This window comes from Amycolatopsis kentuckyensis (assembly GCF_041679295.1).
Lineage (GTDB): Bacteria > Actinomycetota > Actinomycetes > Mycobacteriales > Pseudonocardiaceae > Amycolatopsis > Amycolatopsis kentuckyensis_A.
This window is the reverse complement of the sequence record NZ_JBGDMD010000004.1, coordinates 479,478-502,847: the sequence shown is the minus strand read 5'-3', so window position 1 is coordinate 502,847 and position 23,370 is coordinate 479,478. Positions and strand designations below refer to the sequence as shown.

Annotated in this window: 18 protein-coding genes; 12 read left to right on the top strand and 6 right to left on the bottom strand. The window is 74.6% G+C overall.

The genetic code is table 11. The features are described 5' to 3' along the window. Positions 1–20 precede the first annotated feature (20 nt). Both ACERZO_RS18995 and ACERZO_RS18990 read right to left on the bottom strand, forming a co-directional pair. Positions 21–1,355, bottom strand: coding sequence for a GH25 family lysozyme (locus ACERZO_RS18995; protein ID WP_372666014.1), 1,335 nt, complete (start codon positions 1,353–1,355; stop codon positions 21–23). Positions 1,356–1,620: 265 nt separating this feature from the next. Next, entirely contained in the window at positions 1,621–5,019 is a 3,399-nt protein-coding gene (locus tag ACERZO_RS18990) for a TM0106 family RecB-like putative nuclease (protein WP_372666013.1), read from the bottom strand. Between the two features lie 377 nt (positions 5,020–5,396). On the opposite strand from ACERZO_RS18990, the gene ACERZO_RS18985 reads away from it, so the two are divergent. The 9 genes from ACERZO_RS18985 to ACERZO_RS18945 are packed head-to-tail and all read left to right on the top strand — an operon-like array spanning position 5,397 to position 15,095. Then, positions 5,397–6,227, top strand: coding sequence for a hypothetical protein (locus ACERZO_RS18985; protein ID WP_372666012.1), 831 nt, complete (start codon positions 5,397–5,399; stop codon positions 6,225–6,227). After that, entirely contained in the window at positions 6,224–7,189 is a 966-nt protein-coding gene (locus ACERZO_RS18980; RefSeq protein WP_372666011.1) for a polysaccharide deacetylase family protein, read from the top strand. The genes ACERZO_RS18985 and ACERZO_RS18980 overlap by 4 nt, the downstream gene beginning before the upstream one ends. Next, positions 7,186–8,409, top strand: a complete 1,224-nt coding sequence (locus tag ACERZO_RS18975; RefSeq protein WP_372666010.1) for an O-antigen ligase family protein — start codon at positions 7,186–7,188, stop codon at positions 8,407–8,409. Before ACERZO_RS18980 ends, ACERZO_RS18975 begins: the two co-directional genes overlap by 4 nt. Further along, the gene (locus ACERZO_RS18970) at positions 8,384–9,430 is read left to right on the top strand and encodes a glycosyltransferase (RefSeq protein WP_372666009.1); all 1,047 of its coding nucleotides are present in this window, start codon (positions 8,384–8,386) and stop codon (positions 9,428–9,430) included. The genes ACERZO_RS18975 and ACERZO_RS18970 overlap by 26 nt, the downstream gene beginning before the upstream one ends. Next, entirely contained in the window at positions 9,427–10,281 is an 855-nt protein-coding gene (locus ACERZO_RS18965) for a hypothetical protein (RefSeq protein WP_372666008.1), read from the top strand. Before ACERZO_RS18970 ends, ACERZO_RS18965 begins: the two co-directional genes overlap by 4 nt. Next, a complete protein-coding gene (locus ACERZO_RS18960; protein WP_372666007.1) occupies positions 10,278–11,498 on the top strand; it encodes a glycosyltransferase 87 family protein in 1,221 nt (406 codons plus the stop codon). The genes ACERZO_RS18965 and ACERZO_RS18960 overlap by 4 nt, the downstream gene beginning before the upstream one ends. Then, positions 11,495–12,889, top strand: coding sequence for an oligosaccharide flippase family protein (locus ACERZO_RS18955; protein WP_372666006.1), 1,395 nt, complete (start codon positions 11,495–11,497; stop codon positions 12,887–12,889). Before ACERZO_RS18960 ends, ACERZO_RS18955 begins: the two co-directional genes overlap by 4 nt. Before the next feature lie 5 nt (positions 12,890–12,894). Next, positions 12,895–13,986, top strand: a complete 1,092-nt coding sequence (locus tag ACERZO_RS18950) for a glycosyltransferase (RefSeq protein WP_372666005.1) — start codon at positions 12,895–12,897, stop codon at positions 13,984–13,986. Continuing rightward, a complete protein-coding gene (locus tag ACERZO_RS18945; protein ID WP_372666004.1) occupies positions 13,983–15,095 on the top strand; it encodes a glycosyltransferase family 4 protein in 1,113 nt (370 codons plus the stop codon). Before ACERZO_RS18950 ends, ACERZO_RS18945 begins: the two co-directional genes overlap by 4 nt. 176 nt (positions 15,096–15,271) lie before the next feature. Here ACERZO_RS18945 and ACERZO_RS18940 read toward each other — a convergent pair whose 3' ends face one another. Both ACERZO_RS18940 and ACERZO_RS18935 read right to left on the bottom strand, forming a co-directional pair. Then, entirely contained in the window at positions 15,272–16,570 is a 1,299-nt protein-coding gene (locus tag ACERZO_RS18940; RefSeq protein ID WP_372666003.1) for a putative glycoside hydrolase family 15 protein, read from the bottom strand. Further along, on the bottom strand, positions 16,570–18,000 hold the full coding sequence (locus tag ACERZO_RS18935; RefSeq protein ID WP_372666002.1) for an exopolysaccharide biosynthesis polyprenyl glycosylphosphotransferase: 1,431 nt from the start codon (positions 17,998–18,000) through the stop codon (positions 16,570–16,572). Before ACERZO_RS18935 ends, ACERZO_RS18940 begins: the two co-directional genes overlap by 1 nt. 258 nt (positions 18,001–18,258) lie before the next feature. On the opposite strand from ACERZO_RS18935, the gene ACERZO_RS18930 reads away from it, so the two are divergent. Next, entirely contained in the window at positions 18,259–19,071 is an 813-nt protein-coding gene (locus ACERZO_RS18930; protein WP_372666001.1) for a glycosyltransferase, read from the top strand. Between the two features lie 8 nt (positions 19,072–19,079). After that, positions 19,080–20,408, top strand: a complete 1,329-nt coding sequence (locus ACERZO_RS18925; RefSeq protein WP_372666000.1) for an NAD(P)/FAD-dependent oxidoreductase — start codon at positions 19,080–19,082, stop codon at positions 20,406–20,408. On the opposite strand, the gene wecB is transcribed toward ACERZO_RS18925, so the two are convergent. Continuing rightward, on the bottom strand, positions 20,378–21,550 hold the full coding sequence (wecB, locus tag ACERZO_RS18920; RefSeq protein WP_372665999.1) for a non-hydrolyzing UDP-N-acetylglucosamine 2-epimerase: 1,173 nt from the start codon (positions 21,548–21,550) through the stop codon (positions 20,378–20,380). The genes ACERZO_RS18925 and wecB overlap by 31 nt on opposite strands. A gap of 119 nt (positions 21,551–21,669) precedes the next feature. Between wecB and ACERZO_RS18915 the strand changes: the two genes are divergently transcribed. Beyond that, a complete protein-coding gene (locus ACERZO_RS18915) occupies positions 21,670–22,611 on the top strand; it encodes a lysyl oxidase family protein (protein ID WP_372665998.1) in 942 nt (313 codons plus the stop codon). Between the two features lie 7 nt (positions 22,612–22,618). On the opposite strand, the gene ACERZO_RS18910 is transcribed toward ACERZO_RS18915, so the two are convergent. After that, entirely contained in the window at positions 22,619–23,368 is a 750-nt protein-coding gene (locus tag ACERZO_RS18910; protein WP_372665997.1) for a short-chain dehydrogenase/reductase, read from the bottom strand. Between the last annotated feature and the right edge of the window lie 2 nt (positions 23,369–23,370).

Here is a 23,370-nt window from a genome sequence, read left to right as displayed (position 1 = left end):
CGTCCTTTCGTAACGGGGATTCAGCGGTTGGCGAGCTGGTCGAGGTCGGCCTGGGTGCCGTTGAAGACGTCGCCGGTCGCCGGCGCGGGGATGCCGTCGGGGATGGCCGCGTCGGTGTACTGCCACATCAGCCAGGTCTTCGACCCGGCGGGCAGCGCCGGCTGCGTGACGGACTGCCGGTAGTCCGCGAGCTGCATCGGGTAGCCGGCGAACGCCGTGGTGCCGCCCAGGCACGCGTCCAGGAACGACTTCTGGGTGTAGATGATCGGGGTCCGGCCGAACGCCGCCTGGACCTTGTCCAGCCACGCCTTGGCGTCGGCGACGGTCACGTACGGCGGGCAGCCGCCGGAGCCGTCGTCCTTCCACTCCAGGTCGAACACGGGCGGCAGGTCGCCGGCGCGCTTGCCGGTGTACCCGGTGGCCTTCACCGCGGCGATGAACCGGTCCGCCTGCGCGCCGCCGGTGCCGGCCGCCGTGCCGGTGTAGAAGTGGTACGGCCCGACGGCCAGGCCGGCGTTGCGCGCGGCGGGCAGGTCGGTGGCGAGGTAGTCGTCGGTGACGTTCAGGCCGCGGGTCGCCTTGACGGTCGCGAACTCGACGCCGGACGCCTTCACCGCGCCCCAGTCGATCGGCGCGCCGCCCGGGTGCTGGTACTTCGCCGTGTCGACGCCGTCGATCGGGTGCCCGGCGGGCTTCGGCGGCGTGCAGTAGGTGTTGCGGCTCGACCAGTCGGTGACCTTCGCCCAGGTGGTGGGCCCGGCGACGCCGTCGGCACTGGCGTTGACGCAGTGCTGGAACTGGATCACCCGGGTGCGGGTGCCGTCACCGAAGTTGCCGTCGATCGTCAGCGGCGGGTAGTGGCCCGGCTCCATGGCGAGGTTCAGCCGGCACTGGAGTTCCTTGACGTCGGTGCCGGTGGAACCGCTCTGCAGGGTCGGGCGGGCGGTGGAGTGGCCGCACACGACGCTCTGCGCGGTGGCCGACGTGCCCTGGGTGGCGCACTTGCGCGGCCGCGCGGACCACGAGTTCAAGGCGGCCCACGTGTTCGGCCCGATCTGGCCGTCCACGCTCAGGGCGGCGCACTTCTGGAACACGCGCACGCGGGCGTCGGTCGCGGGGCCGAAGGAGCCGTCCGCGCCGATGGGCGGGTACCGGCTCGCCTTGGTGGCGAGGTTGAGTTCGCACTGGGCCTCGGTGACCGCGGCACCGGTCGCCCCCTGGGCGAGGGTGGGCTGGGAACCGGTGTGCCCGCACACGGCGACGGCTTCGACGGCTTCGACGGCTGGTTCGGCGGCGACCGCGGCCGCGGCGGGGACCACCAGCAGCACCGCGACGGCCAGAGCGAGTCTTTGCATGGCGAGGAGGCTGGCAGCGGTTCACCCCGCCGGTCCCGGGTCACCGCCCAAGTCGGGACGCCGGGACAGTCCCACCCCGCCGGACCAGCGGGAACGCCGGGTCTGTGGGACGCCGCTGGGATGGTGGGGTGCCGCGCGGCCGAAACCCACATCCCCGGCTTCGGTGTTCACCTAGCTGATCGAGCCACGCGCCCCGCGGCCGAAACCCACATCCCCGGCTTCGTCTGGATCGCCGGCCGGCTCGCGCTGATCGGCTGGGCGCCGGTCAAGGCGTTCCCGGTGCCGTGGCCGTGACCGCCGGCCAAGGGCGGGCCTCGCCCAGCAAGCCGATCATGCCCGCCACCAGGCGCATCTGGTCCACCGTGCGGATGTCCGCCTCCACCAGCTTGGCCGAGCACACCAGCACCGCCAGGACCTGCGCCCGCGAGAGCGCGACGTTCAACCGGTTGCGGGACAACAGGAAATCCAGCCCGCGGGGCAGGTCGACCGCCGAGGACGACGTCATCGTCGTGATCACCACCGGGGCCTCCTGGCCCTGGAAGCGGTCGACCGTGCCCACCCGGACGCCCGGGAAGCCGGCGTCCGCCAGCGCACGGGTCACCGTGCGCGCCTGCAGGTTGTACGGGGCCACCACGACGATGTCCGTGTCGGCCAGCGGGCGCGCCGGGCCGTGGTCCGTCCACGGGCGGCCGATCAGCGCCGTCACGATGTCGACGACCGCCGCGGCTTCCTCCACCGAACGGGTCGTGTTGCCGTGGTGGTCGACCTCGGCCACGTACAGGCCGGCCGGGATTTCCGCGAGGGCGCGCTCGGCGGCCGACGGGTGGGCGCGCAGGCGGCCGGCGTAGGACAGCTTCGACACCGGCTCGCACACCGCCGGGTGCATGCGCCGCGTCTCGTCGAGGAAGTAGCCCAGCTCCGCCGGCATGATGTCGGCCTCGCCGATCAGGTGCCCCAGCGCCGACGCCTCCGCGCCCGCCGGGTGCGTCCCCTGCACCACCTGCGGGAGCTGCTGCGGGTCGCCGAGCAGCAGCAGGTTCTTCGCGCACATCGACACCGCCAGCGCGTCGGCCAGGGCGAACTGGCCCGCTTCGTCGATGATCAGCAGGTCGAACGGTTCCTCGCGGACCGCGGCGTTGGCGAACGTCCACGCCGTGCCGCCGACCAGGTGCCCGGTGTCGTGCTCCTCGCGCCACTTCACCAGCGCCGGGTTGCTCTTCGGCTGCTCCCACGGCACGGCCGGGTCCGGCGCCCGCTTCGCGCGCTTGGCGCACGCCAGCCCCGGCGCGCTCTTCAGCGCCGCGCTCAGCACGTTCTCCACGGCCTTGTGACTGGTGGACGTGACGGCGACGGTGCGCCCGGCCCGGACCAGGCGGGCGATCAGCTTCCCGGCCAGGAACGTCTTGCCCGCTCCCGGCGGGCCCTGCACCGCGAGCGTCGAGCCGTCGAGGGTCTCGACCGCCTCGATCACGGTGGCGACCAGATCCGGGCCCGGCTCGGGCAAGGCGCCGCCACGCAGCCGCGGCGGAGTCCGCCGGAGCAGGTCGACGCCGGGGTGCCGCGGCAGCACCGGGAGGGCGTCGACGACGAGCTGCGCGAGGTCGGCGACCGCCTCGTCCTTGGGCGACGGCCGCACCGGGCTGCCGGGCAGCACCGCGGACGGCCGGTCGGCGGTGGTCGCGTCGGGCGGGCAGCTCTCCTCCAGGGTCAGCTCCACCGCCGACGCCGCCGCGACCTTCGCGTCGCGGGTGCCGCCGTCGTAGCGCAGCCGGACCTCGTCGCCCGGCGCGAACGGGTGCGGCCGGTCCGGGTCGCACGCCAGGACCAGGGTCCGCTTCGCGGTGCGAACGCGCCCGGCCGGCGGGACCCACTCCCCCGCCTCCAGCGCCACCGGCACGGTGCACGACGTGTCGACTTCGAGGTCGCCGAGCGGGGCGGCCAGCTGGCGGAAGTACTCCCACCACGCGGGGTTGGTCTCGCGGCGGTGGTAGCCGACGGCCGCCGCCAGCAGCGCGCGGGCCCGCTCGTCGCCGGTGAACTCGCCCGGGTCGTCCGGCAGCCCGTCGAGCAGCGGGTCGACCAGGGCGGCCAGCCGCGCGGCGCGTTCGGCCCGGCGCTCGGCGGCGACGTCCTCCTCCGCCTGGCGCAGCAGCGCGTCCTCGGGCGACTCCGCCGCCGGGGCCACGAGGTCGATGCCGGTGTCGGACCGGACCTGGTGCAGGAACTCCAGCAACCGCAGCGCCGAGACGCAGTCCTCTTCGCTGTCGCCGGCGATGCCGCGCAGGACCTCGTCCGCGCGGCCCGGCTCGGCCGATCGCGCGAGCAGCAGGTACTCCTCGTACGCCTCGATGTCCGACAGCGCGGTCTTGACGTCACCTTCGCGGGTGCCGGGCCGGTAGAGCGGCTCGAGCTGCCGGAGCCCGTAGGCTCGCTGCGAGACGCGCAAAGCTTTGCGCACCACCGTGTGCAGGTCGATCACCGCGCCGCCGCGCAGCAGCTGGTCGACGGTCTCCTCGCGGGTCCCGTGCACGGCGGCGAGCCGTTTGATCGCGGTCACCTCGTACGGCCCGTAGTGGTAGACGTGCGAGCCGGGGTGCTCGGCGACCCGCGCGGCGGCGAAGTCCACGAACTCCTCGAAGGCGCGTTTCTCCTGGGTCCGGCTGTGCGCCCAGAACGGCGTGAACCGCTGCTCGCCGCCAGGGGTGAGGGCGCCGAAGAGGAACTCCAGCCCTTCGCCCGCCAGGGCGTGCGGATCCCCCGCGAGATCGGCGAAGACGTCACCCGGCGCGGGTGCCGGCAGCGCGGCCAGGACGTCCGGGTCGACGACCTCGTAGCTGACCTCGCCGGTGGCGTCCTGCCGCACCTGGAGCGCGGCCTGCGCGCGCAGGGTGGTGAACGCGGTGGCGGACAGGTCCCGCGGCCGGTCGCCCGGCGTCGCCGCCGCGAGCGCGTCGATGGAGCCCAGCCCGGCGGCGGTCAGCTTGCGGCGCTGGTCGCCACGCATCCCGGCCACGAGGAGCAGGTCGCGGTCCGCTTCACGGGCCGACGCACAGTGGCGGGCGTACCCGCAGCCGGCGCACGCCGGGCGTTCGTCGGCCCACAGCGGCGTCGGCAGCGCCGGCGCACGGCCGTGCAGCCGGGCTCGCAGCCGGTCGACCACGGGCCGGAAGTCCTCGCTCCGCAACGTCCGCGTGCCGCCGTCGCCCAGGCGCAGGTGCACGTGCGGGCCGGTCGGCCACCCGGCGCGGCGCAGCGCATCCGCGAACGCGACCAGCCGGACCACGGCCGCGGGCTTCGCCTGCCGGGCCGGTTCCGCGTCGTAGACCTCGTACCGGCCTTCGCCGTCCTGGATCAGGAAGTCCGCCACGCCGGAGAAGTCCTCGTCGTGCAGGACGGCCTGGTGGATCACGGCCGCACCCGACCACAGGGCCGCCGCGGTGGTCTCCGCCGCCGCGACGAGGTCCGCGGTGTCGATCTCGAAGACGTCGTGGCCTTCCCCGCGCAGGCGGGCGAGCATCGCCTGGGCGGCGGCCCGCCCCCGGCGGCCGGCGGCGGGGTCCGGAACGGGCCGCGGCGCACCCGGCAGGCCCGCGGCCGACGCCTGGTCCAGGACGCTGCGGTGTTCGCATTCGAGCAGGTCGGCGAGATCGGCTGGGGTGTGCATCGCCAGGCAGTCTGACACGGCCGCGCACCCGGCCGGAGCAGCCGGGGGCGGACACGCCGGTGTCCAGCCGGAGCACCGATCGTGTGACACGCACGATCCGCTGACCGCCTGTTCGCAACCCGAAACGGTGTTCCTTTCCGAGGGCAGCTCCGCGAATCACCGAAGAAAGAACTGCTCCGCCTCGATGTTTTCCCGGTAATTCGTCACGCACCGTGCCACGACAGCCGAAATCCCTGCACACATCACACTTCCGGGCAAACAACGGGAGCCGTTCGCACGCCATTCCGTCACCCGCTCGTCAATTCGATCCTCCGAAAGAGAAGCGCCGCCGCTTTTCCTAAGCTTCGCCGTACTCCCGACCGAAGGATTCGCCCGCGATGGATTACGCAGTGCTCGCCGCGTCCGCGGTGCTCTACGCGGTGGGCATCGTCGCGCAGAGCGTCGCCGCCCGCAGAGCCGGTGACCGGCGCGGGGCCGGGCTCGGCTTGCTGGCCCGCCTGGCCGCCGACCCGGTCTACCTCCTGGGTTTCGCCGGTCAGGCCGGCGGGTTCGCGCTCGCGTTCGCCGCCCGCGCGTCGTTGCCGCTGTACCTCGTCCAGACCGCTTCGTCGTCGGCGATCGGCCTGGCCACGGTGTTCGGGGTGGTCGTCCTGGGGTGGGAGATCGGCGCCGGCGAAGCGCTGACGCTGGTGCTGCTGGCGGCGGGGCTCGTCGTCCTCGCCGGGTCGTCGTCCGCCTCCGCCGCCGCGGACCTCCCGGCGGCGGGCGTGGCCGCGCTCGCCGTCGTGGTGCTCGGGATCGGGCTCGCCATGGTCTTCGCCGGCCGGGCGGACACGTTCCTGCCCGCCGCGGTGCTCTCCGGCGTCGCGTTCGCCGTCGTGGCGGTCGCGAGCCGCGCGCTGGCCCACCTCGACCTCGCCGCGCTGCCGGGCAAGCCGCTGACGTGGCTGATGCTGGTCGCCGCCGTGCTCGGGCAGGCGTCGATGGCGGTGGCGCTCCAGCGCGGCCGGGCACCGGCCGTCGTCGCGACGGCGGACGCCACCACGATCGTGCTCGCGTCGGTCTCCGGCCTCACCGTCCTCGGCGACCGCGTCGCGGACGGGCACGGGCCGTGGATCGCCGCGGGCCTCGCCGTCGTCGTGACCGGTGTGCTCCTGCTGGGCGCGCGGTCCCGGCCCGCCACCGCCGTCGTCCGGGAGGCCGCGTGAGCGCGCGGCCCCTCGCCAGCGTGTCGGTCGATCTCGACAACCTCTGGGCGTACCTCAAAACCCACGGCGACTCCTCCTGGCGGGACCACCCGAGCTACCTGGACACCGCGGTCCCCCGGCTGCTCGAAGTCCTGGACGGGCAGCGGCTCACGTTCTTCGTGGTCGGCGCCGACGCGGTCCGCGAAGACGGCGCCAAGGCGGTCGCCGCGATCGCCGCCGCGGGGCACGAGGTCGCGAACCACTCCTTCGGCCACGAACCCTGGCTGCACCGGTACTCCCGCGACCGGCTCGAGGACGAGCTGAGCCGGACCGAGGAGGCGATCGCCGCCGTCGGCGTGCCCCGGCTGACCGGCTTCCGCGGACCCGGCTACAGCGTCACGCGGGATCTGGTCGAGCTGCTCGCCGAACGCGGGTATGCCTACGACGCCAGCACGTTGCCGACCTGGATCGGCCCGCTGGCCCGGGCGTACCACAACCGGACCGTGCGCTCGGGGGCCGGCGGCGAGGGCCTCGGCGAACTGTTCGGCGGCTTCTCCCGGGTGCTGGCGCCGGTGCACGCCTACCGCTGGCGCACGTGCGGGGGCAGCGCGCTCGTGGAGCTCCCGGTGACGACGATGCCGCTGCTGCGCACGCCGATCCACGGCTCGTACCTGCTGCGGCTGCACGAGGCGTCGCCGCGGCTGGCCCGCGCGTACTTCCGGACGGCGCTGCGGCTCTGCCTCGCCCGCGGGGTCGCGCCCTCCCTCCTGCTGCACCCCACCGACGTCCTCGGCGGTGCCGAGGCGCCCGGGATGGAGTTCTTCCCCGGCATGGCGGCCCCGGGCACACGGAAGGTGGCGTGGCTGGGCTGGGTGCTCGCCACCCTGCGCGAACACTTCGACGTCGTCGGCACCGGCGAGTACGTCCGGCAGTCCGAGGTGCGGCGCACCCGGCCGGTCACGCGGCTGGCCGGCGGGCGATGACCGCGTTCGCCCTGACCCGGCGCGCGTTCCGGGCGCCGGCGCCGCTGCCGGTGCTCGCCTGCGCGACCGTCGCGCTGGCACCGGTCGAGGGCTACCTGACGGCCGTGCAGGGCCAGCTCGGCAAGCTCGCCCCGGCGCTGCTCACGGTGGTCTGGCTCGCGGTCCGCGCCGGGCAGCGCAGGTTCCCCCGGCCGACGCCGCTGCACGCCGTGCTGGCACTGCTCGCCGTGGTGCTGGCCGCCACGGCCGCCTGGCATTCCGCGGGGCCGTTCACCGCGGAGTACACCGTGCGCTGGCTGCCGTTCCTGGTGGTCACCGCCGTGCTCGCGGACGTCGCGGGCCGGGAGGTGCCGATCCGGTGGCTGCTGCTGGCCGCGGCCGCCGGGGCCACCGTCGCCGGCGCGGGCGCCCTCGTCAGCCTGGTCGCCGACGGTCAGGCCCGGGCGAGCGGTCCCCAGCCGGATCCCAACGACCTCGCGTACTTCCTCGTCGCGGCCGTTCCCCTGCTCGTGGCGGTCCGCGTCCGGCCCGTCGCGACGGCGATCGCGGGCGTGGTCCTGGTGGCGGGCGCGGCGGCGACGTTCTCCCGCGGCGGCGCGCTCGGGCTGGCCGCCGCGGCCGGCTGGCTGCTCGTGCGCCGGGTGCTGCCGTGGCGGCTGGTCGCCGCGACGGCCGCCGCGGTCGTCGCGCTCGGCCTCGGGACGCTCCTGGTCGCCGGCCCGCACCTGGCCCGCGCGGTGCAGGAGAAGAGCTTCATCGCCGCGTCCAATGTGGACACCCGCGAGCTGCGCTGGCAGGCGGCGGCCCGGATGGTCACCGCGCACCCGGTGCTCGGCGTCGGCCCGGGCGGCTTCCGCGAGCGGTACGCCGCCGAGTCGCACAACGCCGAGATCGACGAGCAGACCCCGGTGGCGCACAACATGTACCTCGAGGTCGCCGCCGAACTCGGCCTGCCCGGGTTCGCGCTGTTCGCCGGGGTGGCCGGGGTCGCCGCGGTGGCGAGCGAACGGGCCGTCCGGCTGGCGGGCCCGGGCCCGCGGCGGACGGAGGCGGTCGCCATCCAGGCGTCCCTGCTCGCGGTGCTGGTCACCTCGACGTTCCTGTCCGAGCAGTACTACCTGCCGCTGTGGTCGCTGGCCGCGCTCGCCGTCGCGGCGGGGACCCAGGTTCGCCGAGAAGGAGGGGGAAGCGCCGATGCGGGTGCTGCACGTCATCAGTGAGCTGGGCGCCGGCGGGGCGGAGACGCTCGTGGCCGGGATGGTCGCCCACGGCGGGGAGTACGGCTGGGAGTCGGCGGTCGCCAGCGGTGGTGGCTTCCGCGCCGACGAGCTGGCCGCGGCCGGCACGCCGGCGTTCCCCGTCCCGCTCGCCCGCCGCAGCAAGACGGGCGTGCTGAAGGCGGCGTGGGCGGTCCGTCGCGCGGAGACGCGGTTCCGGCCCGACGTCGTGCTCGCGCACAACGTCGGCGCGAGCCTGGTCGCCCGGCTCGCCACCCGGCGGCCGGTGGTGACCGTCTTCCACGGCGTCGCCGCCGCCGACGTCCCGGCCGCCGTCCGGATCCTGCGGCGCACGTCCCGGCAGGTCGTCGCGGTCTCGCCGGCGACCGCCGGCCAGCTCACCGGCTCCGGTTTCCCCGATCCGGCGGTGATCCGCAACGCCGTGTTCGCCCGGCCGCCGGTGTTCGGCCGCGCCGAGGTGCGGGCGTCGCTCGGCGTGCCTGCGCGGACGCCGGTCGCGCTCTGCCTCGCGCGGCTGGAGCCGCAGAAGCGCCACGACGTCCTCCTCGACGCCTGGGCGGCGGTCGACGGCGACGCGGTGCTGTGGCTGGCCGGCGACGGCAGCCTGCGCGCCGAACTCGAACGCCGGGCCGAGGCGCTCGGGCGCCGGGTGGAGTTCCTCGGCACCCGCACCGACGTCGCCGACCTGCTCGCGGCCGCCGACGTCACGGTCCTCACCAGCGACTGGGAAGGCCTGCCGCTGGCGGTGCTGGAGTCCCTGGCGGCGGGGCGCCCGGTGGTCGCGACGGACGTGGGCGGAGTCGGCGACGTCCTGGCGGACGGCGGCGGGCTCGTGGTGCCCCCGGGCGATCCGGCGGCGACGGCTGCTGCGCTGAACACGCTGCTGTTCGACGAGCCCGCGCGCGAAGCCGCGGCCGCGCTCGGCTTGCGCACGATCCAGCGGGAGTACGACCCGCACGTGTTGATGAAGTCCTACGACGAACTGCTCCGAGGAGTCCGGTGAAAGACCTCGCGACCCGCACCGCCGCGCTGAGCGTGGCCGCCGCCCTGCTGGCCGGGGCGCTCGTGCTCGTCATCGGGCTGGCGCGCGGCGACGAGTTCCAAGGCCGCGTCAGCCTGCTGGCCACTCCGGCGGCCGACGCCGCTCAATACGGCGAAGTCGTCTCGCTGACCCTGCCCGCCTTGGTCGAGCTGGCCCGCAGCCCGTCGGTGCTGCAGGCCGCGGCCCCGGTGTCCGGCTACTCCCCCGGCGAGCTCGGCGAGCACGTTTCCGTCGAGCTGGTCCCGGCGTCCGGGCTCGCGCGCCTGTCGGTGCGGGCGTCCTCGGCGGAGCAGGCCGGTGCCGCGGCCACCGCGCTCGGCAAGGCGATGATCGACGCGGACCTGCTGGCCCCGGCCGGGAAGCTGCGGACGCTGGATCCGCGGCCCGAGATCGTCCCGATCGCCCCGGACGTGCCGCTGGTGCTCGGGCTGGCGCTGGTCGGCGCGGTCGCGGCCGGGCTCGCGACCGCGGCCGTCCGCCGGCTGATCCCGGGTGGCGGACCCCGCCCGGTGCGCCGGGCGCTGGCCGCGGCGGGGGTCCACCGCCCGGTCGCGGTCCTGCGCGCCGACGACCCCGAAGTCGCCGACCGGCTGGCCGTGCTCGGCGACGCGGGCGGCCGGCCCGTGCGGGTGCTCCCGGTACGCCCGGACCTCGCCGAGACCGCGGCGAAACTGGCGGCGGGCCTGCCGGAGGGCGACGACGACGGCGTGTCCGTGGTGGCCGTGACCGCCGGCCGTCGCCAAGACGAACTCACCGCCGCTGTGAGCGTGCTGCCCGCGGACGCCGTGCTCGTGGCGGTGGTCCTGGCATGACCCCGCGGCAGCGCACGGTGTTCGTCGTCGCGGTGCTCGTCGGCGGGGTCAGCGCCTGGCACGCGCTCGCGCCGTCGTGGCAGGTGCCGCTGCCGACCTGGGCCAACCGGCCCGAAGAACGGCTCCAGGACTTCCGCGACGCGCTGTACTTCCCGATCCGCGAGTTCCTCGCCGGCGGGAACCCCTACGACCCCGCCGCGATGTTCGCGCGGTGGCCGGTGCGTCAGGACTTCAACCTCTACCAGCCCTACCACCTGCTGCTGCACGCGCCGTTCGCGCTGCCGGGCTACCGGGCCGGCGCGATCGCGTTCTCGGTGTGCTCGCTGCTGCTCCTCGTCGCGCTCGCCGCGCTGGCGGCCCACGCGGCCCGGCGGTTCGCACTCTTCGCGGTCACCACGGCCGTGGTCGCGGCGCTGCTGGTGACCAGCCAGGTCGGCAAGGCCCAGCTCTACGTCGGCCAGGTCAACCCGCTGATCGCGCTCGGCGCGGCGGGCGCGCTGCTGGCCCGGCGCGACCGGCCGGGCTGGGCCGCGGCCGCGCTGGCGCTCGCGTGGCTGAAGCCGCAGTATGGATTTCCCTTGGCGGTACTGCTGTACGCCCGCGGCTCACACCGGGTGGCGTTGACGGGCACCGCCATCGCGGCCGCCGCCAGCCTGCCGGTCGTGGTGCTGCTGGTGGTGCGCGGCGGCGGGGTCGGCCCGTTCCTCGACGTCGTCGCCGCGAACCTCACCCACGCGCGGGCCACCGACTACGGCGCGGTGGATTCCCTTACGGCGCAACGCATCGACGTCGCCGCGGTGCTGTTCCGCGTCACCGGCTGGGCGCCTGCCGGCATCGAGCTGGTGGTGCTGGCCGTGGTGCTGGCGACGAGCGTCCGGCTGGTCCGGCGGCTCGACCGGGACGGCGAGTCCCCGGTCGCCGATCTGCTGACGTGCCTGGCCGTCGTGGTCTGCGTGGTGCACCAGCCCGGCGACGTGCTCATCGCCGTGCCCGCGCTGGTGGCGCTCTGCTGGTGGCGCGAGAAGCTGGTCACCGCCGCGGTGCTGGCGCTGGCCGTCCCGTTCGCCCATCTGTACACAGTGGACTCCGCGGTGGTCTCGGCGTTCGGGCCGCGGGCCGCGGTCACCGTGGACGGCGTGGCGGTCGTCGTCGCGTGGTGCCTGCTGGTCGTCCGGTCGACGCGGATCCGGGCCGCCCGGCCGGTGGTGGCCGGATGACGCTCGGGACCCGCGCGGTCCGGGGATCGCTGTGGCTCGGCGCGGTCAACCTGGTCAGCAAGAGCAGCCAGATGCTGGTCACGCTGATGCTGGCCGCCCTGCTGACCGAAGGCCAGCTCGGCGCCGTGGCCCTGGCCGTGGCGCTGGTCAACCTCGGGCAGGTGGTGCAGTCGATCGGCGTCTACGACGTCATCGGCCGCACCGCGCGGGACCCGCGCCGGATGGCGGGCACCGTGCTGACGCTGAGCGTCGGCGCCGGGGTGGCCCTGGCCGTCGTGCTGGTGGCCGCCGCCGGCCCGCTCACCGTCCTGCTCGGCACCCCGGACGCCGCCGGCCTGGTCCGGCTGGCCGCGCTCGGCCTGCCGTTCTCGGCCGCGGGCGGCGTCCAGCTGGGCCTGCTGCACCGGGAACTCGACTTCCGCCGCCGGCTGCTGCCCGACGGCGGCGGCGCGGTCCTGGGCGCCGCGCTGACCGTGGTGCTCGCCGTCTGCGGCGCCGGTCCGGTCTCGCTGGTGCTCGGCCTGCTGACGACGGCGGTGGCGCAACCGCTGCTCGGTGTGCTGGTGCGCGGCGGGGTCCGGCCGTGCTGGGACGCCGGCGCGGCCGCCGAAGCCCTGCGCTGGGTGGCGGTGGTGGGCCCGGCCGCGGTCGTCGGCGCGCTGCTGGTCAACCTCGACTACCTCGCCGTCGGGCACGAACTCGGGCCGGCCGCGGTGGGCGTCTACTCGGTGGCCTACCGGCTCGCGTGGGTGCCGTACATCATGGTGGCGGTGGTGCTCGGCGCCGTCGCGTTCCCGGTGTTCACGCGGTTGCAGCGCGAGGGCCGGTCGCTGACCCCGGCTCTCGCGCGGTTCACCCGGGCGGTGCTCGTGGTCACCGGCGGGCTGTACGCCGGGCTCGCCGTCCTCGCCGGCCACGTCGTGCTGCTGGGCGACCGGTGGGCGGCCGCCGCGGGCCCGCTCGTGCTGCTGTCCGGCTACGGCGTGGGGATCTGCCTCCTGCAGATCTGGTACCAGGCGGTGAAGGCGACCGGGCACGTCCGGCGGTACCTGGCGCTCGAGACGACGCACCTCGCGCTGCTGGCCACCGGGCTCTCCGTGTTCACCCACGCCGGGATCGAAGCCGTCGCCGCCGTCCAGCTCACCGCGGCGTGGCTGGTGGTCCCCGTGGCCTGGCGGGTGCTGGCCGGGATCGGCGTGCCGCTGCCGCTGGCCGGGATGGGCTTGCGTGTCCTGCTGGCCTGCGTCGCCGGGGCGGTGCCCGCGCTCGTGGTGCCCCACGCGGATTCCTGGCTTCTTCAGGCAGTCGTCTTCGTCGCCGGTTATGCGGGTGCGACGCTCCTGTTGCAGCGCACCGCCATCGCGGAACTGCGCCGGGGCGGCCTCCGGTGAAGGTCGTGCACGTTTCCCAGCCGGTGACGGCCGGGGTGGCCGCGGTCGTGCTGGAACTGGCTGCGGCGCAACGGGATCGGGGCTGGGCGGTGACGGTGGTCTGCCCGCCATCGGGCCGGCTGCCCGAGCGCGCCCGGGAGCTCGGTGTCGACGTCCGCGGCTGGGCGGCCGACCGAGCGCCCGGTCCGGCCACGGTCGGTGAAGCGCATCGGCTCCGCCGGCTCCTGGCCGAACTGGCGCCGGACGTCGTGCACCTGCACAGTTCGAAGGCCGGCTTGGCGGGGCGGCTGGCGGTGCGAGGTCGCCGTCCGACGGTCTTCCAGCCGCACTTGTGGTCCTTCGAGACCGCGAACGGCTCGTTGCGGCCCGCGACGACGGCGTGGGAGCGCTTCGCCTCGCGGTGGACGGACCTCGTCGTGTGCGTGAGCGACGACGAGCTCGCCGCCGGCCGGGCCGCCGGGGTGACGGCATTGGCGGAAGTGGTCTGCAACGGCGTCGACACGACCCGGTTCTTCCCGGGTGACCGGTTCGCGGCCCGACGGCGGCTCGGCGTGCCGGAGCGCGTTCCGCTGGCCGTCTGCGTGGGCCGGCTGGCCGAGCTGAAGGGCCAGGACCAGTTGCTGGCGGCGTGGCCTGAGGTGCTGCGGCGAGTTCCGGCCGCGCACCTCGTCCTGGCCGGCGACGGGCCGATGGGCGCGTTGTGGCGGGCGCGGTACCCGGACGCGTCGGTGCGGTGGGTGGGGCACACGGACGACCCCGGGACCTGGTACACCGCCGCGGACGTGGTGGTCCTCCCCTCCCGCGCGGAGGGCATGGCGCTGGTCCCGCTGGAGGCGATGGCGTGCGCGCGGCCGGTCGTGGCGTTCGACGTGGGCGGCGTCCGCCAGAGCGTCGCCGACGCGGGGGCGGTGCTGCCCCCGGGTGACGTCGGCGGCCTCGCGGACGCGGTCGCCGCCCGGCTCGCCGACCCGGATTCGGCGGCGCGCGAAGGGGAACGGGGACGCCGGCGCGTCGAGCTGGCCTTCGACCGCGGCCGCATGACCGACCAGATCGCCGTCCTCGTCGAGAAACTCACCACATCGGAGCGCGCCCCATGACCCGCATCGCCTACCTGCTCACCCAGGACCGGGGCGGGCCCGTCGACGTCACCGTCCGGCTGGCCGCCACTCTCGCCCGCGATGGTGCCGACGTGCGCCTCTTCGGGCCCGCGCCGGCCCGCGGCGCCGAACTGCTCGACGGCCTCCACCACTGCTTGCAGGTGGCCGGCAAGGAAGACCTCGGCGCGGCTCGACGGGCACGGGCCGCGATCCGGATGTGGCGGCCCGACGTCGTGCACGCCCAGGACCGGCGCGCCGGACTGGTGATCGCGGGTCTGCGCGGCGAGGGGCGGCCGGCGCTCGTGCAGACCTACCACGGGGTGCCCGACGACGTCGCCGAACCGTGGTTCCGCGGCGACCGTCGCGCGGCCGGGCCGTCGCCCTACACGCGGACCGTGCTCGCGGCCGACGCCGTCGTCGCGCGGGTGCTCGACCGGACGGTCGTGCCCGCCGAAGCGATGGGCGAGCTCCTGCGCCGGCGCCTCAAGGTCCCGGCGACGCGGGTCGTGCGGATCGGCAACTGCGTCGAGCCGGCCTTGCCCGACCCGCCGCGCGGCCCGGTTCGGCACCTCGTCTTCGCCGGGCTTCTGGTGGAGCGCAAGGGAATCCTCGACCTGCTGGCCGCGCTCGCCCGCCCCGGGGTGCTGCCGCCGGACGCGCGGCTGACCGTCGTCGGCGACGGCCCGCAGCGCGCCGAGGCGGAACGGGCCGCGCGGGCACTTGCCGGGCGGGTGACGTTCCTCGGGTTCCGCCCGGACGTGCCGGCGCTGCTGGCCACGGCGGACGCGCTGGTGCTGCCGTCGTCGATGGAGCAGCAGCCGCTCGTGGTGGCCGAGGCGATGGCCGCCGGGAAGCCGGTGCTGGCCACGGCGGTGGGTGGGGTGCCCGAGATGCTGGGCGAGGGGTCGTTCCTGGTGCCGCCGGGTGATGTCGAGGCGCTCGCCGGCGGGTTGCGGGCGCTGTTCGCGGAGCCGGACCCGGGCCGGATCGGACGGCTGCTCGCCGAGCGCGCTCAGCGGCTTTACCACCCGGAAGCGTGCGCCCGGCGGCACCTGGCCCTCTACGAACGGCTGGTCCGCGCCAGGACGCCGGCGGCCAACCGGTCCTGACCGCCGGCGCTCACCGGCAAGCCCGCATCAACGGCCCCGACCCCGCCCCGGCGGCCCGGACGGGCTTCGGCGCGGGTCGCGCGGTCTGCCGGCGGCGAGCGCCGGGGGCGCGGTCTGCCGGGCCGATCTCGGCCCGGCTCCCCACAAGCAACCGGTCGCAACCGGCAACCCACCGCCTACCGGCAAGCCCGCATCAACGGACCCGACCCCACCCCGGCACACCCCACCGCCCGAGCCGGCTTCGGCGGCTTCACGAGCACCAACCCGTCCGCCGCCTCGAGCGAAACCGGCTCCGGCGGCTCCACGACAGCGACCGACGGTGACCCCGGCTCGGCCAGTCCCTCCGGCGGGGTCACCGTCTGCGTCGCCGCCGTCGTGTTCACCGCGACCCACCCGTTCGTGAACGTCCGCGTCCAGACGCCGTTCGGGAGGCGGCCCGCCGCGTCCACCGCTTCGCCCAACCCGCTGTCCTGCAACGCCGACCACTCCGGGTCGCGGTAGTCGTCGGTGGTCGCGCGGGTCCAGCACGTACGGGGGCCGGCCAGCAGGGCCGCGCTCGCGTAGCCCGCGCGCTCCTGCTGCGCGTTCCTCGTACGGGTCACCAGCAGCAGCAACGACTCCCCCAGCGCCGCCTGGGCGCGCAGCTCCTGGAACTCGTTGCCGCGGAAGGTCAGCAGGCCGCCCGTGCCGCCGTCCTCGCGGAACCCGAAGTTCTCCTCCATCGCGCCGCCGAAGCGCGAGTGCGCGGTCCACCGGCCCGGCACCAGGTGCGTCTCGGACACGTTCGGCACCAGCAGCTTTCCCGCCTTGGTGAAGGCATCGCCCACTTTGGACAGGAACGCGTCGAGGCCGTCGCGGAGCTTGCGGTCGGTCTCCGCCACGTTCGCGGTCCCGGCGAGCACCGCGGGCGAGTAGTGGCTCAGCGAGTTGAAGTCGTTGTCCGCCAACACGCCGTCCCAGCCTTCGCGAGTCGTCTCCGCGACGACGGCGTCCGTCCAGGCCTGCTGGTAGGCGGGGTCCCAGACCGTCATCTGCCAGTGCTTCGGGTAGCCCTGCCACTCGATGCGGCGGCCGCGGTCGTCCACCGCGAACCAGCCCGGGTGGTCGTCCTGCGCGGCCACGTACCCGATGCCGCTGGGCAGGAAGGCGGCGTCGCGGCCGCCGTCGACCGCGCCCGGGTAGTTGCGGGTGCTGGACAAGTCCTTGTACACCAGGACTTTCACCTGCGGGTTGAGCTCGTGCAGCCGGCGCATGGCCGCGCCCTGGTCGGCGTTGAGCACGACGACCTGGTAGCGCTTGGCGGCCAGCTCGATCTCCTTCGCCGTCGGCGGCTGGCCGATCCCGTACCACCACGCGCACGGCGCCAGCGGCTTCGGCGGCGGCACCGACGTCTCCTGCGCCGAGCTCGTCGAGCAGCCGGAGAGGCTGCCCGCCACCAGGACCAGCAGGGCCGCGGCGGCCCGGAAACGGCGCATCAGCGTTGCCTTCGGCACAAGAGCTCTCCCACGGTCAGGATGACGATCTTCACGTCCAGCCACAGCGACCAGTTCGCGATGTAGTAGTTGTCGTAGCGCGCCCGGTCCGCGATGGAGGTGTCCCCGCGCAGGCCGTGCACCTGGGCCAGGCCGGTCAGCCCGGTCGGCACCCGGTGCCGCGCCCAGTAGAGGTCGTGCACGGCGGAGAACTCGTGCACGAACACCGGCCGCTCCGGGCGCGGGCCGACCAGCGCCATGTCGCCGCGCACGACGTTCCACAGCTGCGGGAGCTCGTCCAGGGACGTCCGGCGCAGCAGCCGCCCGACCGGGCCCACCCGGCTGTCGCCGACGACGGACCAGCGCACCTGCGAATCGTCCACACCGGACGGGCGGACGCTGCGCAGCTTGTAGAGCAGGAAGGTGCGCCCGTCCATGCCGACCCGCACCTGGCGGAAGAAGACCGGGAACCCGCTCTCCACCGCGACGGCCAGCGCGCAGCAGGCGATCACCGGCGCGAGGACCACGAGCGCGACCGCGGCCAGCGTCGTCTCGACGACCCGCTTGACCCACCAGCCGGGCCGCCGGGTCGGCGCGCCGCCCAGCCACACCAGCGGGTAGCTGCGGAGCCGGTCGACGCCCGGGCCGTCCGGGCACAGCTCGAACAGGTGCGGCAGCACCAGCGTCACGCACCCGAGCCGGTGCGCGCTGATGGCGGCGTCGACGATCGCGCCGTCGTCCTCGCCCTCGGCGGCGGGCGCCAGGACCACGGTGCCCGCGCGCAGCCGCGTGATGGCCTCGGCGAGGTCGTCGTCGATCGGCTCGACGGGCAGGCCGGCCGGAGCCGGTCCGGACGCGGCGAGCCCGACCGGCAGCAGCCCGAACTCGGGGTGCTCGAGCATGGTGCGGACCAGCTCGCCGCCGATCCGGCCGGAGCCGACGACGACGGCGCGGTCGCACCGGCGCAGCCGGCGGCGGCCCCACCGGCCGAAGGCGAAGACGAACGGGCGGACCGCTTCGCCGAGCACCGCGAAGACCAGCACGACCTCCTGCAGCTCCGCGGTGCTCGCACCGTCCATCCCGGACACCAGCCCGGCCCCGGTGACGAGCGCGAACGCCAGCGCGGTGGCGGTGACCGAGCGCGGGAGGTCCTGCAGCCACGAAAGCCACAGCCGGCGGCGGTGGACCCGCCCGGCCGTGCGGGCCAGCAGCAGCGCGACGCCGGTCACCGCCGCGCCCACCGGGCCGGGCCCGGTCCGCAGCACCGCGGTGGCCCAGGCGGCGACGTCGACGGCGATCAGCAGCGACGCCACCGCGTTGACCCGGGTCAGGAACGGGCGGGACCGCGCCCGTTTTTCCGGCCGGGTGCGCGGCCGGACGCGGCGCTGCAGCGGCAGCGCTTCGGTGAAGATCGCGTCTCTCAGTTCAGTCACTGGTGTCTGCCTCGGTCGAAACGGTGGTCGGGGCGGGCCATTTCATCGTCTTCCTTCACGATTTCCCACCCGTTCGGGCAACGCGGAAAACCCGAACCGGTGATCGGAGGAAACAGCGTGTAATTCCGATGACGCCCATCCTTTCGGGGGACTTTTCAGGCCGCTAAAGAAACCCAACAACATAGCCGAATACGTCCCGTCGACCGGTCGGAGAGCGATGCCGGTCGAGTGACAACCCGATCGAACAAAGGGAACGTGGTGCGCGAAGAATCACCTCTGGCCACCCTGGCGGAACCGGAACCCGCGGCGAAGGCGAGCGACGGACGGGCGCACGTCGTGCTGCCCGCGTTCAACGAAGAAGCGTCGTTGCCGCCCCTGCTGCGGCGGCTCGCCGAAGTGGGCCGCACCGAGCGGATCACCGTCTGGGTCGTCGACGACGGTTCCGCCGACGCCACGGCGGCGGTGGCCGGGTCGGGGTGCGCCGGGCTCGACGTGCGCGTCGTGCGCCACGCGGTGAACCTCGGCCTCGGCCGGGCGGTGCTGTCCGGTCTCCGGGCGGCGCTGGAGGAGGCCGGGCCCGACGACTCGGTCGTCGTGATGGACGCCGACGACACGCACGACCCGGTCCTGATCCGCGCGCTGCAAGCGGAAATCGCCGGCGGCGCGGACGTCGCCATCTGCTCGCGGTTCGTCCCCGGCGGCGACGACCGGACCGCGCCGCTCGGGCGCCGGCTGCTTTCGCGCGGCGCGGCGAAGCTGTTCCACCGCGCGCTCGACGTCGACGGCGTGCGGGACTTCACCAGCGGCTACCGCGCCTACCGGGTTTCGTTGCTGAAGCGCGCGTCCGCGCACTGGGGCGAGCGGCTCATCGAGGAGCAGGGGTTCGCGTGCATGGTGGAACTGCTGCTGAAGCTCCGCCACTGCCGTCCGGTGATCACCGAGGTCCCGCTGGCCCTGCAGTACGACCGCAAACGCGGGCCGAGCAAACTGAAGCTGCGCCGCACCATGGCGCAGTACCTGAAACTCCTCGCCCGCGACCGGCTGAGCCCGGCGCCCTTCCGGAAGCTGTGATGCCACCGGTGTCCGACTCGACCACCGCCCCGCACGTCGCCGTGATCGGCGGCGGCATCTGCGGCCTCGCCGCCGCCCACCGCCTCGCCCGCCGCGGCGCGCGGGTGACCCTGCTCGAAGCCGGCGACCAGCTCGGCGGCCTCGGGACGTTCTTCCGCCACGGCGACCACTGGGTGGAGCGGTTCTACCACTGCGTCATGCCCACCGACGACGCGCTGCTCGGCCTGCTGGGCGAGCTGGGCCTGCGGGACGCCGTCCGGTGGCGCGAAACCACGATGGGCATGGTCGTCGACGGCCGCCGGCACCCGTTCAACTCCCCGCTCGACCTGCTGCGGTTCTCCGCGCTGCGACCGCACGACCGGATCCGGTTCGGCGTGGTTTCGGTGCTGCTGCGGCGGTTGGGCCGGGGCCGCGACCTCGACAACCTGCGCACCGAGGACTGGCTGCGCGGGCTGTACGGCGACGTCGTCTGGGAGCGGCTCTTCGTGCCGATGTTCGGCTCGAAGTTCGGCCCGGCCTTCGGCGACGTCCCCTCGCTGTACCTGTGGCAGCGGCTCGGCCGCGAGCGCAACGTCGCCACCCGCGGCTACCCGGCGGGCGGCTACAAGGCGATCATCGACGCGCTGCGGGAGTCGATCGAGCGGGCCGGCGGAACCGTGCGCACGTCGGCTCCGGTCCGGCGGCTGCACAGCGCGGGCGAGAGCGCGATCCTCACCCTGACCGGCGGTGAGGTGCTCGGCGCGGACCACGTCGTCTCGACCGTGCCGCTTCCCTTGCTGCGGCGCATTTCCGACGACGCCCTCGCCACCCGGCTCCCCCGGACCGACCTGCCCTACCAAGGCGTCGTGACCGGGGTGTTCTTCCTGCGCCGGGCGCTCACCGAGCACTACTGGACGCCGGTGCTGCACTCGGGCACCGAGTTCGACGGCGTCGTCGCGATGTCCGAGCTCGCCGGGACCGAGACCACCGGCGGCCACCACCTCGTCTACGTCATGCGCTACACCGACCGCGACTCGCAGCTCTACCTCGACGACGACGCCGCGATCGCCGCGCGGTGGACGGCCCAGCTCCGGGGGCTGTACCCGGAACTGGGCCCGGACGACGTCGCCGGGGTGCGGGTGTTCAAGGCGCCGTTCGTCGAACCCGTGTACCCGCTGGGTTACCTTTCCCGGCGGCCCGGTGTCGAGGTCGAGGGCACGAACCTGCTCCTGGCCACGACCGCACACGTCTACCCGGAAGTGACGAGCTGGAACTCGAGCGTCGCGCTCGCGAACGACGTCACCGACCGCATCCCCGCCGGCCGGGATCAGCCCGCGATCGCGGAGCCGGCCCGGTGAACGAGCGCGGAGCCGAGTGCGGCCACGATCCGCGCCGAGGCGGACCCGTCACCGTAGGGCGACGGGAGGCACCGGAGCCGCTCGCGGTGGCCGGCCACGTCGTCCAGCCACCGCGCGGTTTCCTCGCCGATCCGCGGCCCGGCGGGCACCCGCACGCCGAACGTCCCCGCGATCTCGGGCCGCTCGGTGCTGCGCCGCACGACGACCACCGGTCGCTTGAGGACACTCGCTTCTTCTTGGATACCACCGGAGTCGGACACGAGCACGGCGGCTTCCGCGGCGAGCGCGAGGAACGCCGGGTAGGCCTGGGGCTCCAGCACCACGAGCGGCGCCAGGAGCCCGCGCAGCCCGAACCGGTCGATGCTCTTGGCCGTGCGGGGGTGCAGCGGGAACACGACCGGGACCGGCAGGCGGCCGAGCTCACCGAGGACGACCGCCAGCCGTGCCCGGTCGTCGACGTTCTCCGGCCGGTGGATGGTGGCCAGGACGTACCGGTCGCGCGTGAGCCCGTGCGCGGCGAGGACGTCCGCACGTTCGCCGGCCGGCGGGAGCGCGGTTTCCAGGGCCTCCACGACGGTGTTGCCGGTGACGGCGATCCGTTCGGCGGGCACGTTTTCGGCGAGCAGGTTGCCGCGGTTGAGCTCGGTCGGCGCGCAGCAGAGGTCGGCCAGGTGGTCGATCAGCACCCGGTTGTGCTCTTCCGGCATCGCCCGGTCGTGGCTGCGCAGCCCGGCTTCGACGTGCACCAGCGGGAGGTCGTGCGCGTTGGCCGCCAGCGCGCCGGCGAGCGCGGACGTCGTGTCGCCCTGCACGAGCACGACCCGGCCGGGGTGGGTCGCGAGGACTTCGTCGACCGCGCTGATCGTCCGGCCCAGCTGGTCCCCGCGGCGGCCGCCGCCGACGCCGAGCTCGAGGAACCGTTCCGAGGGCGGGAGATCCGCGCGGATGCGCGAGTAGAGCGGCCCGTCGTAGTGCTGTCCGGTGTAGACGATCGAGCACTCGTCGCCGAACAAGCGCATCAGCGGCGCCAGCTTGATGAGTTCGGGGCGGGTCCCGCAGACCAGGGTCGCGCCCCCGACGGCCGCGAGCACGACCTCGGGAGAACTCTCGGCGACGGCCCGGAAATCGGCGGTGGTCGGCATGCTTTTCCTTTTCGACGGCGGCAGTTCGCCCGCACGCTACTGATCTGACGTCCACCAGCGACCCGGCTCAGCCCATCGTGTGACGGACGCGAGCCGGAACCCCGAGGAGGGTGAACCCTTTGTCCAAGAAGTACGCTGCCCTGGTGCTGGCGGCGATCCTGGCCGCGGCGCCGGCGTCGGCACCGCGCGCCGACGCGGCCCCCGACCTCCTGCTCCCCGACCTCCGCCAGGTCCCGCCGGGCTGCACCGGCGGCTACTCCACGGACCTCGCGCACTGCGGGGCCTGGGACGTGTGCCCGGTGATCGACCCCGCGGCGCCCAACGGCCGCTGCGTGCCGGCCGCCGTGGCGAAGGCCGTCCGGTTGCGCTTCACCAGTTCCGAGGAGAACGTCGGCGACGGGCCGCTGTTGCTGTACGGGCGCCGCGACAACGCGAAGCAGGAAAAGATGACCGTGCGCCAGGCCCTGCGCAACGGCGGCGACGGCTCGATCCCGGGTGACTACGGTTCCGCGCAACGCGCCACCCGCGCGTACACCTACTACGAGCCCGCGCTCGCCCACCAGCACTGGCACCTGATGAACTTCGAGAACTTCGCGCTGGTTTCCCCGCAGGGCCGGACGATCGTCACCGACCGGAAGAACGGCTTCTGCCTCGGCGACCGCTTCCCCGTGGCCGACGCCGGCGGGTTGCCCCACGTGCCGGGGGCGACCGGCGCCGACGCCGAACTCGCGCAACGCCTGCGCGCCAACAACTGCCGCCACCACGAACCGGCGGCGCTCGACGTGGTCGAGGGCATTTCGGTCGGCTCCGGCGACGACTACAAGTACGAAGTCGACTTCCAGTGGCTGGACATCACCCACGTGCCCGCGGGGAAGTACGACCTCGTCAACACCGTGAACGGCGACCGGACGCTGGCCGAGACGAACTACCGCAACAACTCCTCCGCGGTCGCCGTGTCGATCGAATGGCCGAAAGGCCTGCCGGGCGCGAACCAGGTCATCCCGGAAGCGCCGGTGGTGCGCTACCTCCGCAGCTGTCCGGGCCGGAGCCAGTGCGCGTGACCGGTGTTCAGCGTGCGGCCGTCATCCCGCCGTCGATGGTGACGATGGTGCCGCTGATGTAGCCGGCGCGTTCGGAAGCCAGGAAGGCCACCAGGTCCGCGACCTCACGGGTCTCGGCGATGCGCCCCGAGGGCAGCGAAGCGAAACTGGCGTCGACGTCGGCGTTGGCGGCCCGCATGGTGGTGACCCGCTCGGTGGCGACCGGGCCGGGGTTCACGCCGACCACGCGCACGCCGTGGCGCGGGCCTTCGCCGCCGAGCGCCTTGGTGAACGCCATCAGGGCCGCATTGCCCGCGCCGCCGGCGATGTACCCGGCGGTCGGCCGTTCGCCGCCGCTGCCGATGACGTTGACGATCACGCCGTGCCCCCGGGTGCGCAGCCGCGGGTACACGAGCCGGACGAGGTCGATGTAGCCGAAGACCTTCAGGTCCCAGGCGTGCCGCCAGAGGTCGGGCCCGACGTCGTCCAGGGTGCCGGCGGGGATGTCGCCGGCGTTGTTGACCAGGATGTCGGCGTCGCCCGCCGCCCCGGCGAGCTTTTCGAGGTCGGCGGTGACCCGGAGGTCGACGGCGTGCGTGGTCACCGCCACGCCGTGGTTCTCCCGCAGGTTCCGGGCGTGGTTCTCCAGCGCTTCGCCGTTGCGGGCGGCCAGGTGCAGGTCGCACCCTTCGGCGGCCAGGGTCTCGGCGACGGCCGCGCCGATGCCCTTCGAGGCGCCGGTGACCAGCGCGCGTTTCCCCTCGAGGTACAGATCCATCG

Bases quoted from the DNA above. Each gene is read 5' to 3' on its own strand.
- ACERZO_RS18990 (WP_372666013.1), bottom strand. From the start codon at position 5,019: ATGCACACCCCAGCCGATCTCGCCGACCTGCTCGAATGCGAACACCGC.
- ACERZO_RS18970 (WP_372666009.1), top strand. From the start codon at position 8,384: ATGCGGGTGCTGCACGTCATCAGTGAGCTGGGCGCCGGCGGGGCGGAG.
- ACERZO_RS18995 (WP_372666014.1), bottom strand. From the start codon at position 1,355: ATGCAAAGACTCGCTCTGGCCGTCGCGGTGCTGCTGGTGGTCCCCGCC.
- ACERZO_RS18960 (WP_372666007.1), top strand. From the start codon at position 10,278: ATGACCCCGCGGCAGCGCACGGTGTTCGTCGTCGCGGTGCTCGTCGGC.
- ACERZO_RS18910 (WP_372665997.1), bottom strand. From the start codon at position 23,368: ATGGATCTGTACCTCGAGGGGAAACGCGCGCTGGTCACCGGCGCCTCG.
- ACERZO_RS18940 (WP_372666003.1), bottom strand. From the start codon at position 16,570: ATGCGCCGTTTCCGGGCCGCCGCGGCCCTGCTGGTCCTGGTGGCGGGC.
- ACERZO_RS18985 (WP_372666012.1), top strand. From the start codon at position 5,397: ATGGATTACGCAGTGCTCGCCGCGTCCGCGGTGCTCTACGCGGTGGGC.
- ACERZO_RS18975 (WP_372666010.1), top strand. From the start codon at position 7,186: ATGACCGCGTTCGCCCTGACCCGGCGCGCGTTCCGGGCGCCGGCGCCG.
- ACERZO_RS18945 (WP_372666004.1), top strand. From the start codon at position 13,983: ATGACCCGCATCGCCTACCTGCTCACCCAGGACCGGGGCGGGCCCGTC.
- wecB (WP_372665999.1), bottom strand. From the start codon at position 21,550: ATGCCGACCACCGCCGATTTCCGGGCCGTCGCCGAGAGTTCTCCCGAG.
- ACERZO_RS18955 (WP_372666006.1), top strand. From the start codon at position 11,495: ATGACGCTCGGGACCCGCGCGGTCCGGGGATCGCTGTGGCTCGGCGCG.